Source organism: Arcicella sp. GW822-FHT02H01, from assembly GCF_058802005.1.
In genome coordinates this window covers 1080927-1094790 of the sequence record NZ_JBXANT010000001.1, presented here as the reverse complement: position 1 = coordinate 1094790, position 13864 = coordinate 1080927, and the positions used below count along the sequence as shown (strand labels likewise).

Genomic DNA, 13864 nt, shown 5'->3' with positions numbered 1-13864 from the left:
TTATATGGGAGCTACTATTCCCAAGTCTACAGCTGTTTATGGAGGAAATGAATATAGAAATCTTAAAGGACTTACTATTGGAGAAGGAACTGCCCTAGGTCATAGATGTATATTAGATGCAAGAATGGGGTTAGAAATCGGTGAAAATGTATGTTTTGGTACAGAAGTGATGATTTGGTCTTTACACCATGATTATAATGATTTGCATTTTAAGGCAGTAGGTGGAAAAGTAACTATAAAAAAATTCGCTTGGCTTGGCTCAAGATGTATTGTCTTACCGGGTGTAACAATTGGAGAAGGAGCAGTAGTTGCTGCGGGTGCAGTTGTTACAAAGGATGTTCCACCTTATACAGTAGTCGGCGGAATCCCTGCGAAGCCAATTTCAAAGAGAGAAGAAAAAGAGTATGATTATTCACCGAATGGCTACAAGTTACATTTGGTTTAAATTGATGAATTGAAAACTATAGAGAACTATGCTGGATGATAAGAATTATAAATATTATCAGATTTTAAAACAAAAACTTAATTTTTTTAATGATGGCATCGACTTTAGCAAAGTTTTGGCTCATGACATAGCAAGAATTGCTTTTAAACAAAGTAACTCAGGCATATTTAGAGAGGTATTATATAATTTCAGTTCTGAAATTGATTTTACCAATCTAAGAAAAGCTATGGAAAATAACAGATTTGTATGTTTATATTCTGTTGATAGGAGTGATTATAGTCATCAAATAGCACAGACGTTTCAGGGTATCGAAAAATATGAAGCCGTATTGTTAGGAAAGCTGCCAAGGAATAAAACATTCAAGCCTTTCAGAATATTAAAAGCTATTTTTTTTACTTTGTTTAAAGTGGGTATCGGCAAAGAAAATCTTAGTGCTATCTTTTTTCTGGCAAGTAAAATAGTATCTTATAAGAATAGCCAAGAATCATTAAAAAAACAATTTGAAGGTTTTGATTATTCACATAAAACTTATGTTTCATTCAACAGTGCTTATACATTTGAGAGCTTAATTACTCAATTTTTTAATATTGCTCAGTGCCCAACGGTATCCCTTTCTCATAGTTTCTTTGTGAATTATAAAAAATTTATCCCATTAGATATTATTAATGCTGAATGTATTACTGCTCAGAAACTTCTGGTTTGGGGAGAAACATCTAAGCATGATTTGAAAATAACGCATAAAGTACCAGAGAATATTATCGAAATAGCGGGCAATCCAAAGTATGATAAAAAACCGATTAGACTAAAAAATACCTTTCAGAGATGTGTTGTATTATTAGGCAGGAAAATTTATGAGGATACCAATATTGACATTGTAAAAGTCCTGAAAGACTTCCTTGCTATTGAACCTAACGTACAATTTGAGCTTAAATTACATCTATCGTTAGATAAGACGTTTTATGAAGGATTATGTGAAGGAAGTAGTATTACTGTAATAGATGGTAAGGAATCCCTAGTTGAATTGTTTGAGAACAAAGGATATGATTTTTCTATTGTTAATAATTCTACAGCATATTATGAAGCATTATATTATGACTTGATTTGTTTTAGATTTCTACCTTCTGAAAATGAAGAATTTGTTGGTATGGACGATCATTTTAGTGATGCAAATACTTTATTAGAAAGAATTAATTTTTTCAAGCAAGCTGATTTGACCCAATTAAATGCCTCTTTAGAACAACTGTTAAAAGACACTATCGGGATGGGAGTTAATAGGTATAAAGAGATACTAGAGGGCTAGTAAGTAGTAATAAAACTTTGCACAATGAGTAATATAAAAAATATTTTTAGTGGGGTGGCATGGAGTCTTATTTGTAATGTTACAAATGCTGCTTACGGTTTTTTTTCAGTACCACTTTTGTTGACCTATTTTGGTAAAGAAAAATATGGCTTGATAGGAATAGCTATTTCAGTAAATATCTATTTAAAAATCCTAGATATGGGGTTTTCATCAGGAAATGTAAAGTTTTTTTCTTCCTACCTTGTCAAGAATGATTATGATGGACTAAGAAAATTATTCCAATCGAGTTTATTATTTTATCTTGTAATCGCTTTTGTGAATGCCTTAGTGCTAGTTGGTTTGAGCGTGTTTTCATCTCAAATATTTCATTTAAGCGCTGCAGATGATGAAATTTTTAAGCAATTAATTTATATCCTTATTATCACGTCTTTTCCTGTTTGGGGAGGAAATGTAATGGAGCAATTATTACGTTCTAATGATTTAGTAGGTTGGCAACAAAGAATATTATTGTTAACGAAAGTTGCTCAGTTAGTAGTATTATTCCTTACTATTTATTTAAAGCTTAACATTATTACATTTTTTGCGCTTAATACATTGTGTTCTGTTATAAATATTCCTTTTTATGCTAGCAGAATCAATAAATTAGATTTAGGAATATCCTTTTTACCAAAATATTATAAACAAGCTATGGCAGAAGTATTGCCTTATTGTTTGAGTATTTTCTCTTTTGGTATATTCCAATTTTCTGCCAACTACTTAAGACCTGTATTTTTAGGTATTAAGTTGGGCTTAACTAGCGTAAGTGATTATCGGGTAGTAGAGGGTATTGCAAACCTTATTTTAATACTAGGTTCTAGTTTTGTGGGGGTTATTTTACCACACGCTACAAAAGTGAGAGAGTCCGGTGATAAAGAAAGTGAGATGAAAATTGCCATGGATGGTACTAGGTATATTACCATTTTTCTAGGCTTAATTGTTTTCGGATTTACGCTTTCTTCCAAAGAACTTATTATTTTGTATGTCGGAGAGAAAAATGCCTATTTAGTGCCATGGCTTAACTTATGGGTGTTTTCATTGTTAGGATTGCACAACTCAGCCTTGTCAAGTTTGGTATTAGTGAGTAATTCATTACGGACGATTATATATATGTCGGCGTTTTCAACGATATTTTCATTGACACTCGCTTGGTTTTTAATGGATAGCTTTGGAATGGGCGGGGTGATAATTTCATATACCTGTTATGTGGTATTTCAAACAGCTTATTATTATATTTATTATTATCCAACTAAATTGAAGTACGATTCATTTAAGATTTTTACTCAATCATTCTTATATCCTATTTCTATAATAGGTGCTATTGGAATAGCAGTAAGAGTAATATTTTCGATGCAGACAATAAGTAACGTATTTTTACTTATCGTTATAAAAGAATCTATTTTTGCAATAATTGCTTTAATCGTTATTTACCAATTTTTATTTACTAAAAGTGATAAACAATACATAATTGCTTTTGTAGGTAAATTTTTTAAAAAGAGTTAAAATAATTTTTTGCATTTGTTCAATCTTATTTGGTTTTATTTAGATTAATATAGAATAGTTAAATTATACAAAAATGGAGGGATTGCTTATACAGTTATTTGCGTTTTTCATTGTATTTCGCATGTACAAAGCTGAAAGTGCGGATAGATTAGCATGGTTTATGTTTGCTATACTATTTATCCCTGATAATTTTGTAATGTTTCAAGCATACCCTACTACTTCATCTAGATTTTTTATTTTTTTTTTATTTTTAATACAATTAGTAAAAAACAAATTTTGGGTAAAATTAAAATACTTCCCATTAAAGTCTAGCACATCGTTAATACTCATAGGATTTTTGATAATTGCTTTATTTGACTCAAGACTTAACCTTAATCTTGTTAAGATTTTAAACAGGAGTTTGGGGTATTTCTTTGATAATTTTATGGTAATGATACTAACGTTTATGTTAGTAAGAGACATCAATGATTTTATAAAAATTTACAGAATCATCTTATTCTTTTTCCTTGCCTTTGGTGTATATGGATTGTTTAACTATGTAACAGGGAACAATTTCTACTCAGCATTTGTCAGTCATGCTTTTGGCTCTGTTGACTATGCTGAAGTATATACGTCTGGCCACGATGGGCGATATAGGATTACCTCTTTTACATGGCACCCGATTTACTACGGTTTCCTATTAACAATAGCCATCCTTATGAATATTTTCTTGCTAGGTAACCTATCTTTCAAGAAAACAAATAAGAACCACTTTATTGCTATCATATTCATTTTGATAATCAATTTGTTTATGGTTAACTCAAGGACTCCTTTCTTTGCATTCTTAGGAGGAGCTGCGGTCTATTTTATATGGGGATTAGGCTTGGGTAAGAAAATACAAATTGCTTTTATTACAATTTTTGTAATGAATTTAACAATTACTTTCATCCCTCAAGTTAATGATTTTGTAACTAGTTCTTTTGATACCTTTTCTAGTAAAGGCTCTAAACTTGAAGGAAGTTCTGTAGAACTTAGAAATTATCAGCTAGCTTCATCGGTATTAATTTTCAATAAAAGCCCTATAACAGGAAATGGTTTTTCATACATTGAAGAAAATTTGGGATTTAAAGGAAAAGTAGAAGAAAGAGCCAGTGACTCATCTTTTGCTGGATTTGAAAGTTACCTCTATAAACTTTTGATTGAACAAGGCATTGTGGGAATGGTTACTCAACTAATCTTTTCAATAGCGCTTATCTTATATTTAATACGTAATTACCTGTTTGCTAAAAGTAGTTTTGCAAAGAGACTTGCCATACTCACCTTAGGAATGTTCTTAAGCTTTCTATTATTTATATTTGGAACAGGTGATTTAGGAACATTTAAATTCTTTATGGCTATTATAGGAATAAACATAAAAGGATTAGAGTATTTTAAATATGCAGATAGAAAAAAAGATGATTTTCAATCAAAAGAATTAATTCCAACCTAGTGGGTATAACGATAGAAAAAACAGGATTGCCTATGTATATTCAATTGGAAAATTGAATAGTTCTGTAGATAAATTTATATTAAATAGATTACAAAGAATATGACAGACATACCAAATGAAAATACTTTAGCTATTGTTATACCAGCGTATAAACACAACTTTCTAAGAGCAACCTTAGAATCTCTTAATCAACAAACAAATAAAAACTTCACGGTATACATTGGAGATGATAACAGCCCTGAGAAATTGTGGGATATCATTGCTGATTTTACCACTTCACTGAATATTAATTATAAAAAATTCGAGGAAAATTTAGGAGGTAAAGATTTAGTAAGTCATTGGAATAGATGCATCGAGTTGGTAAAAGAAGAAACGTGGATATGGCTCTTTTCAGATGATGATTTGTTGGGCTTGAATTGTGTAGAAACTTTTTATAAATATATTGATAATAACCCAGCAATCGAATTAGTACATTTTCCTGTCAAGGTAATTAATCAAGATGGCGTAGAAATAGAGAATTTCGGACACGCTAAAGCATTCCCGCCTGTACTCACAAGTGCTGAATTTTATGCCGATAAAATTAGAGGTAACATCCAAAGTTTTGTAGTAGAATATGTATTTAAACGTACTCTTTTTGAACAAGAGGATGGTTTGGCTAATTTTGATTTAGCTTGGTGTGCAGATGACGCTACTTGGATAAAATTTGCAAGAAAAAGTGGAATTTATACTGTAGAAGGAGCATACGTATACTGGAGATATAGCGGAATAAATATATCATCTTTAACGAGTAATCTTTCTGTATTACATAGAAAACTAGAAGCCAAACTGAATTATTTAGCTTGGGTTGATTCATTTTTTAAAAAGCATGGAATCACCCATTCACTTGATAATGTTTCATTAGCAAATTGGTTTTTACTTGAGGTTAAGGAAAATCGACAATTATCGATTCTGAATCGTTTGAAAATAACATACCATTATACAAATCGCTTATTGGGTTTTTTAGGCGCTTCTTTTTCTTGCTTATATATTTTAGCTTTTTCTGCAAAAAAAGGATTATTATTTGTGAAATCTAGCTAACAATAAAGAAAGGAAGGATAAGCGATGATGGAATTAATCATCGTATATAAAATCAAGAAAAGCCTTTAGAGTATTAAAAATTATAATAGATTATGAAAAAAACGCTTTTAATAACAGGTGGGGCAGGGTTTATTGGTTCTCATGTGGTTCGGTTATTTGTTAATAACTATGCTGATTATACCATTGTCAACCTTGACAAATTAACTTATGCTGGCAACCTTGAGAATTTGAAAGATATAGAAGACAAGCCTAATTATATCTTTGAAAAAGGAGACATTGTTGATGCAGACTTTATCAATCAACTCTTTGACAAATATCAATTTGATGGAGTGATTCACTTAGCGGCAGAATCACATGTGGATAGGTCTATTGCAGAACCAATGGCTTTTGTAATGACCAATGTAGTGGGTACTTGCAACTTATTGAATGCTGCTAAAAACGCTTGGAAAGCAACTGGATACGAAGGAAAACGTTTTTATCATGTTTCTACCGATGAAGTGTATGGAGAATTACATAATCCAGAAGACTTCTTTACAGAAACCACTCCTTATGACCCACGTTCACCTTATTCAGCTTCAAAGGCTTCTTCTGACCACTTTGTAAGAGCTTATGGTAATACCTATAAATTACCAGTAGTCATCACCAATTGCTCTAACAACTATGGACCAAACCATTTTCCTGAGAAACTATTACCCCTCATGATTCACAACATCTTGAACAATAAACCATTGCCAGTTTATGGTAAAGGTGAGAATGTAAGAGACTGGTTGTTTGTGGTGGATCATGCAAGAGCTATCGATACTGTTTTCCATAATGGAGTACTAGGTGAAACCTATAATATTGGAGGTTTTAACGAATGGAAGAATATCGACATCGTAAAGTTGGTTTGTAAAACCATGGATAGCAAACTAGGCAGACCAGAAGGTACTTCAGAAAAACTAATTACTTATGTAACCGACCGTGCAGGTCATGATTTAAGATATGCCATCGATGCTACCAAAATCATGAAAGAACTGGGTTGGGAACCCTCTTTACAATTTGAAGAAGGACTTGATAAAACCGTAACATGGTTCTTGGATAACCAAGAATGGCTTGATAATGTTACCTCGGGGAATTATCAAGAATATTATAAAAAAATGTACTCTTAAATTGCTTTAAGCAATAGGCTATAAGCAATAAGTATTTTATGATGATACCATTGCCTGTAGCCTATCGCCTACAGCCTAAAGCTATAAGAAAGATATGAAAGGAATTATTTTGGCAGGCGGTTCTGGTACACGTTTGCACCCTCTTACCCTAGCCGTTAGTAAACAGTTAATGCCTGTTTACGATAAACCGATGATTTATTACCCGCTTTCTATTTTGATGTTGGCGGGCATCAAAGAAATATTGATTATTTCTACTCCCCATGATTTACCCCATTTCAAGAAATTGTTAGGAGATGGCTCACAGATAGGCTGTAGATTTGAATATGCAGAACAACCCCTTCCTAATGGATTAGCACAGGCTTTTGTGATTGGAGAAGAGTTTATTGGTGATGATAAAGTAGCCTTGGTATTAGGTGATAATATTTTCTATGGTAGTGGACTGAGTAAATTATTGCAAGCCAACAATGACCCAGAAGGTGGAGTAGTATATGCTTATCAGGTACATGACCCAGAGAGATATGGGGTAGTAGAGTTTGATGATGATTTCAATGTGCTTTCTATTGAAGAGAAGCCAGTGACTCCTAAATCAAATTATGCAGTACCAGGTTTATATTTTTATGACAATTCAGTGGTAGAGATTGCCAAGAATATAGCTCCTTCACCAAGAGGGGAATATGAGATTACGGATGTCAACAAAGAATACTTGAAGCAAGGAAAGCTGAAAGTTGGTGTGTTGAACAGAGGGACGGCATGGCTGGATACAGGGACATTTGTATCATTGATGCAAGCGGGACAGTTTGTTCAAGTAATTGAAGAGCGACAGGGACTAAAAGTAGGTTGTATTGAAGAGGTAGCTTACAGAATGGGATTTATTGATGAGGTGCAACTCAAGAAAATAGCTGAACCGCTGGTAAAAAGTGGATATGGAAAATATTTGCTCGGGTTGTTAGGTTAGTGCTTAACTGTATTTTAAATATTATTTTTTCTGAAAATTATCAGTGCCCACAGCACATAAATATGTATTATGAAAGTATCTAATGCAGTGCTTAAAGATGTTTTAATCATTGAACCAAGTATTTTTGGGGATGCACGAGGCCTATTTTTTGAGCCTTTCAATAGTATTACTTGGGGCGAAAAAGGTTTGCCAACCAATTTCGTTCAGGATAATCAATCATTTTCTTATAAAGGAGTTTTAAGAGGCTTGCATTTTCAAAAGGGAGATTATGCACAAGGTAAGCTTGTTAGAGCAATCACAGGTAAGGTACTTGATGTGGCCGTAGATTTACGTCCTGATTCACCAACTTTCAAACAATGGGAGTTTTTTGAACTTGATGCACAGTCTAATAAAATGGTGTATATCCCTGTAGGGTTTGCACACGGATTCTTGGCTTTGGAGGATAGTATTTTTGCTTATAAATGCACAGCAGGATATAATAAAGCTTCCGAAGGAGGAATTCTTTGGAATGATCCAGCTCTTAAAATAGAGTGGCCCATAGAAAATCCAAATGTATCTGACAAAGATATGATTCTTCCTACCCTTGAAGAATATTTAGCACAGGCTTAATCTTACTGTATGAAATGGTATTGATAAGATTGTCTTATTAATGCTAAGAATAAAGACCTACAACGCTTGAATTAGGTGTACTTAAATTATATTAAAAGATTCTGATATGAGTATTATTATATTTGGAGGTATTGGCCAGTTGGGACAATGCATCAATAAAGTAGCTGAAAACCAAAATATTGAAGGAATTATCTATTTAGATGAAATTGAAGGTAATATTTTGGATGTGGAACTTTTAGAGAACCTATTTATCAAGCACAAACCTTCATACGTTGTTAACTGTGCGGCTTATACGGCTGTAGATAAAGCAGAAGACGACGTAGATTTAGCTAGAAAAATCAATAAAACGGGTGCTGCTAACCTAGCAGATGCTTGTGTGGCTCATGGAAGTACATTGATTCATGTTTCAACGGATTTTGTTTTTGAAGGCAATCTTCCAAAAGCTTTATCTGAAGAAGATGAAGCTACGCCGATTGGTATGTATGGCTTAACGAAATTGGAGGGAGAACAGGATATTATCGACAAAATGTCTGAGTTTTTTATCCTCCGCACTAGCTGGTTGTATTCAGAATTTGCTAATAATTTTGTAAAGACGATGCTTCGATTAGGAAAAGAAAGACCTGAGCTAGGTATCATTGTTGACCAAGTGGGTACGCCAACATATGGTGTAGATTTGGCTGCGTGTATTCTTCACATCATTACTTCTAAAAGCAAAGATTACGGGTTATACAATTATAGCAATGAAGGAGCGATTTCATGGTATGATTTTGCACAAGCAATTTTTGAGTTAGGAGAAGTATCTGTAAAAGTTAAGCCGTTAAAAACGAGTGAATATCCAACTAAGGCCAAAAGACCAGCTTTCTCTGTGATGGATAAAACTAAAATTAAGCAAGCATTAGGAATTGAGATTCCTTATTGGAGAGATAGTCTGAAGGTTTGTATAAAAGCATTAGCTTAGTACGCGTATCGTCTCTAAGAGAAACGTTAAAATAGAATAGCGTAGTGAAATATTACCTCTAACCACTTCCGATAAAAAACTAATTATTGTTTCAGTTTTTAGTGTCAGTACACATCCATCTTGGTATTTTTCTATGCTAAATCCTAGCCAACTTTCTATAGGTATTGTTGCGATGCAATGTCTGAAATGGTTAGCATAATTTTAGCATCTAGTCTATTTTTGATTGCTGAATTACAAGCAAACAGTAAGGGTAGAACAGACTCCTGCCAATAAAAAAAAGGAAAGTGAATTAGTGAAATGCTGGTTTGTCAAGTTTTTGATAAAAAAAGATATAATTCATTTTAAAAAACTAGTCTTTATTCGAAATAAGAAATATACAAAAACTACATGAATTATTGATAATTGCTTATGTTAATAATAAAATAATTCTAAGAATAGGATATTTTAAATATTAATTGAAATAATCTTTAATTTCAGTATTTTATTGCGAATTAATCAAAAATGGCTTTGTTTTATACCTTATTGTTAAGGATAAACGGAATGTTTGTCTTTAATGTTGATTAAATAATAACTTTGATATTTGTATTTTTTTTAGAATTTACCTAAATTTGATAAAGATTGAATTTGTGTAGGTAAGAGAAATACCTAATACGGATATTATCAAATTTAAAATAGTTGAGTTACAGTATAAATAACAAAGTTTCAGTTGATACAAGATTTCGATAGCTTCTTCTAACCGATGATAGATATTTTAATATTGGTCTTGTTTAAATAAAATTTTGTTAACCTCTTTTTAGATGCCTGAGATATTATAGATGATAGCCCTACGATGAGTAGCTTTATGTATAATGAAATATAACTTTTATGAAGAAAAAAATTATCTATTACACACAGGTTTACTATTTAGATGCAGCCTTAGAATATATTCAAGTAGCCAGTAAGGATTTTGATTTTCATGTATATATTGAAATAACACCCCATGCGCTTAAAGCGAATATATTTGATATTGATGCAGATTTGACAGAATACCCTCTTGTTATTCCTGTAGAGTCAGTTGTAAAGAAATGGGATATAGAATATATTTTAACATACTTGAAAAATTGTAAGTCATGTCAATTTCTCAATTTTGCTTCTCCTAAAAGTTTAGATGGAAACTCGGTCTTCCGAGCTACCAAATCAATAGCAGGTTTATATAAATTACATGCAGATTTTGTTCATTTAGACGACTTTTCAATGAGACAAATAGGAATGCTTCCTTTTTTCCTATTGAAAAAGAAAAGCTTAATCTTGAATGTCCATGACCCTAAACCACACAGTGGTGAAAAGGATATTAAAAAAGTAGTTTTCTCTAAGATATTGTATAAACTGACTTCAAAGTATTTATGTATGTCGGAATACAGCGCCAATATCTTGAAAGGCATATTAGTAGGAAAGAAAGTTTATACGATTAAGTTTTTGCCTTATAGTGTTTATCAGAATTTTATCAAAAAAGATTCGGAAATCAAAAAGGAATACGTCTCGTTTATCGGTAGAATATCTCCATATAAGGGTATTAACTTGTTTATTAATGCTATTCAAAAGTTTAAAGATGATTCAGTAAAATTTATCATTGCAGGCAAACAGATTATTGGATTTGATTTGACAAAGGTAGTACCTGATAATATGCCTAATCTGATTGTCAGAGAGAAGCATTTAAGCAATGAAGAGATTGTAGATATAGTACGACGTTCCTTGTTAGTAGTTTGTCCTTATTTAGATGCCACACAAAGTGGTGTAGTAATGACAGCCCATGCACTAGGATGCCCAGTAGTAGTAACTCCTGTAGGAGGATTGCCAGAATACGTAGATGAAGGGAAGAATGGTATTGTCTCAGATGATATGAGCCCCGAAAAGCTATTAGAAAGTATCAATAAAGGTTTAAAAGATTTTAATCATATAAATCAATCAACAGACGATACTGTATGGGCAAATTATGCAGAGGCTAATTTAAAAGTGATGCATAACCTCTATAGTTGAGAATCATTTTAAGATATTAATTAAATTCAGATGAAGAAAAAAATACTTTTTTTAGCGCCAGGGCTTGTAGTTGGTGGAGCAGAGAAGTTTTTGGTATCGTTAATTAATCGCTTGGATAAAGAACAATTTGATATTGTTTTGGCTGTTTTGAGCGATAATAATCCGTTACTTAATCAAGTAGAAAGTGGTATTCCTGTAAAGGTGTACTCGCGTAAATCAAAATTTGATGTTTCACCTATCGTTGAACTTAGAGGCTTATTGAAAGAAATAAAACCTGATATTGTATTTTGCTTAGGTTTATTCCCTTTTTTCTTCCTTCAATTAGCTAGCTTATTGATAGGTTCAACTTTTAGAAAATTAATTTCTTACCATTCTACTGTATATCATACTAAGAAAGACGATAGATTGGCAAGAATGTATTTTAAAATGATTGATAAGGACACTCATGTTATTCCTGTTTCAGAAAATCAACGTGAGTACACAATAGATAGATTTGGGGTAGCTGGCAACATATTTACCACAATCCATAATGGAGTAGATGTTGATTTTTGGACTAACTGTCCTTCTCAAGCAATAAGAGAAGAAACAAGATTGAAATATGACATACCTTTAGAGGCAAAAGTTGTAGTACAAACTGCCGCTTTCAGACCCGAAAAAAATCATGTAGCGGCTTTAAAAGCATTACATATAATCAATACGAAAGAGAATGCAGAGAAACTTTACCTTTTGTTAGTGGGAGATGGGCAATGTAGAAAAATTATTGAGAATACCATTGAGGAATTGCAACTCCAACCTTATGTTCGAATGGCTGGAATTCAAAGAGATGTTCGTCCTTTTTATTGGTGTGCAGACTTCTTTTCATTGACTTCTTATAGTATCGAGACGTTCTCCATCGCAGCCTTAGAAGCAATGTCAACAGGTTTACCTTGTGCATTAACAGATATTGGAGGTGCCAACGAAATGATTGTATCGGGTAAAAATGGACTATTATGTTCGCCAGATTACGAAAGTATTGCAGAGGTTTGGGAACAAATGATGAATACTGCCTACAATCCTATTGATATAAGAAGCTATATTCAATCAAGATTTAGCGAAAAAGGTATGGTAGATGCCTATACGCGATTCTTTAAAAGCTAATAAAATAACTTTATCTATTATCTCAAATTTATCATTTTATAAATTAGTAAATTAACTATGAGTGTTATCATTACAGCTCCAAGCTTAGATCCCAATTTAAATGTTAGTGGCGTTTCTTCAGTCGCTAAATTTATTATTGATAACAACAAGGCCTACAAATACTTTCATTTAGAACTTGGTAAACGCGATAATGAAACAAGAGGCTTAGGGTGGGGCTTACGTATTCTAAAAGCATTAGTGACACTTTTTATACAACTGCTTACGGGTAAAGCAAATATCGTTCACTTTAATTATGCCCTAAGCAAACCTTCTATTATTCGTGATACTCCTTTTATTTTTGTAACTAGATTATTTAACGTTAAACTGATAATACATTTACACGGAGGTGAATTTTTAATGAAAGAAAATCCTCCTCAATGGATTAAACGTTATTTAGAATACGTGTTAAATGGAAACGAGAGTAAAATTGTACTGAGTGAATTAGAAAAACAAGTTGTTGAAGCAAAATTTAAAGCTAAAAATGTATTTGTTCTGCCCAATTGTGTAGATTTAGGGGAAGCTCAAAGTTTTCAAAAAGTCATTAATAATACTGCCCCTTTAAAGGTATTGTTTATGGGGAGAATAACCATAAGTAAAGGAATAGAGCAAATTGTAGATGCCTTTAAACTACTCAAGAATGAAGGGATTGCTGTTGAATTTAGTTGTGCAGGAAAAGGACCAGAGGCTGATATTTTTATTGGTGAAATGACTACTATTTTAGGTGATAAATTTATTTATAATGGCGTAGTAAAAGGTGCTGGCAAGATAGACCTTCTAAAAAAATGTGATGTTTTTATCCTTCCTTCCTTGTTTGGCGAAGGTCTGCCAATGGCGTTATTAGAAGCAATGTCTTTTGGACTTGTTCCTATTGTGACAGACGATGGTTCAATGAAATTTACAGTTGATGATAAAAAATCAGGCTTTGTAGTAGCAAAAGAATCTCCTGAAGAAATTATGCAGGCTATAAAGAGTTTAGCAAATGACCGCATCCAGCTCAGAAATATGTCTAATGAAGCGCAAAAAAATATTTTCACTAATTATAACCCTGAAGTGTATATTCAAAAACTAGATGAGTTATATAAAGGGAAATGATAAATTTTTATTACAAAGACTTACTGTACTAGGACATAGTGCTCATCAACCCTAATAAAACCTAAGTAAATCGGAAAAGAG

At 32.5% G+C, this 13864-nt stretch carries 11 protein-coding genes and 1 pseudogene; all 12 read left to right on the top strand.

Going from position 1 to position 13864, the window contains the following annotated elements; all coding sequences use genetic code 11:
- Positions 1-235: 235 nt before the first annotated feature.
- Positions 236-445: pseudogene (locus AC1RNE_RS04730) on the top strand (acyltransferase); the annotation flags it as partial.
- A 28-nt stretch (positions 446-473) separates the two neighbouring features.
- Entirely contained in the window at positions 474-1745 is a 1272-nt protein-coding gene (locus tag AC1RNE_RS04725; protein WP_492799880.1) for a hypothetical protein, read from the top strand.
- 24 nt (positions 1746-1769) lie between these two features.
- A complete protein-coding gene (locus AC1RNE_RS04720; RefSeq protein ID WP_492799879.1) occupies positions 1770-3284 on the top strand; it encodes a lipopolysaccharide biosynthesis protein in 1515 nt (504 codons plus the stop codon).
- A gap of 121 nt (positions 3285-3405) precedes the next feature.
- On the top strand, positions 3406-4752 hold the full coding sequence (locus tag AC1RNE_RS04715) for an O-antigen ligase family protein (protein WP_492799878.1): 1347 nt from the start codon (positions 3406-3408) through the stop codon (positions 4750-4752).
- Between the two features lie 99 nt (positions 4753-4851).
- Complete coding sequence (locus AC1RNE_RS04710; protein ID WP_492799877.1) at positions 4852-5829, top strand: glycosyltransferase; 978 nt, start codon at positions 4852-4854, stop codon at positions 5827-5829.
- 92 nt (positions 5830-5921) lie between these two features.
- A complete protein-coding gene (gene rfbB / locus AC1RNE_RS04705) occupies positions 5922-6977 on the top strand; it encodes a dTDP-glucose 4,6-dehydratase (RefSeq protein ID WP_492799415.1) in 1056 nt (351 codons plus the stop codon).
- A gap of 94 nt (positions 6978-7071) precedes the next feature.
- Positions 7072-7932, top strand: coding sequence for a glucose-1-phosphate thymidylyltransferase RfbA (rfbA, locus tag AC1RNE_RS04700; RefSeq protein ID WP_492799876.1), 861 nt, complete (start codon positions 7072-7074; stop codon positions 7930-7932).
- A 69-nt stretch (positions 7933-8001) separates the two neighbouring features.
- The gene (rfbC, locus tag AC1RNE_RS04695; RefSeq protein WP_492799875.1) at positions 8002-8541 is read left to right on the top strand and encodes a dTDP-4-dehydrorhamnose 3,5-epimerase; all 540 of its coding nucleotides are present in this window, start codon (positions 8002-8004) and stop codon (positions 8539-8541) included.
- Between the two features lie 106 nt (positions 8542-8647).
- Positions 8648-9499, top strand: a complete 852-nt coding sequence (gene rfbD / locus AC1RNE_RS04690) for a dTDP-4-dehydrorhamnose reductase (protein WP_492799874.1) — start codon at positions 8648-8650, stop codon at positions 9497-9499.
- 864 nt (positions 9500-10363) lie between these two features.
- Positions 10364-11515 (top strand): glycosyltransferase family 4 protein, encoded by a 1152-nt coding sequence (locus tag AC1RNE_RS04685; protein ID WP_492799873.1) that lies wholly within the window; start codon positions 10364-10366, stop codon positions 11513-11515.
- Positions 11516-11545: 30 nt separating this feature from the next.
- Positions 11546-12652: a glycosyltransferase gene (locus AC1RNE_RS04680; protein ID WP_492799872.1), complete on the top strand. Its 1107-nt coding sequence runs from the start codon at positions 11546-11548 to the stop codon at positions 12650-12652.
- 57 nt (positions 12653-12709) lie between these two features.
- Positions 12710-13783, top strand: coding sequence for a glycosyltransferase family 4 protein (locus tag AC1RNE_RS04675; RefSeq protein ID WP_492799871.1), 1074 nt, complete (start codon positions 12710-12712; stop codon positions 13781-13783).
- The last annotated feature ends 81 nt before the right edge of the window (positions 13784-13864 follow it).

Coding starts and splice junctions, on each gene's coding strand:
- AC1RNE_RS04675 (WP_492799871.1), top strand. CDS start 12,710: ATGAGTGTTATCATTACAGCTCCAAGCTTAGATCCCAATTTAAATGTT.
- rfbD (WP_492799874.1), top strand. CDS start 8,648: ATGAGTATTATTATATTTGGAGGTATTGGCCAGTTGGGACAATGCATC.
- AC1RNE_RS04710 (WP_492799877.1), top strand. CDS start 4,852: ATGACAGACATACCAAATGAAAATACTTTAGCTATTGTTATACCAGCG.
- rfbA (WP_492799876.1), top strand. CDS start 7,072: ATGAAAGGAATTATTTTGGCAGGCGGTTCTGGTACACGTTTGCACCCT.
- rfbC (WP_492799875.1), top strand. CDS start 8,002: ATGAAAGTATCTAATGCAGTGCTTAAAGATGTTTTAATCATTGAACCA.
- AC1RNE_RS04685 (WP_492799873.1), top strand. CDS start 10,364: ATGAAGAAAAAAATTATCTATTACACACAGGTTTACTATTTAGATGCA.
- AC1RNE_RS04720 (WP_492799879.1), top strand. CDS start 1,770: ATGAGTAATATAAAAAATATTTTTAGTGGGGTGGCATGGAGTCTTATT.
- AC1RNE_RS04680 (WP_492799872.1), top strand. CDS start 11,546: ATGAAGAAAAAAATACTTTTTTTAGCGCCAGGGCTTGTAGTTGGTGGA.
- AC1RNE_RS04715 (WP_492799878.1), top strand. CDS start 3,406: ATGTACAAAGCTGAAAGTGCGGATAGATTAGCATGGTTTATGTTTGCT.
- AC1RNE_RS04725 (WP_492799880.1), top strand. CDS start 474: ATGCTGGATGATAAGAATTATAAATATTATCAGATTTTAAAACAAAAA.
- rfbB (WP_492799415.1), top strand. CDS start 5,922: ATGAAAAAAACGCTTTTAATAACAGGTGGGGCAGGGTTTATTGGTTCT.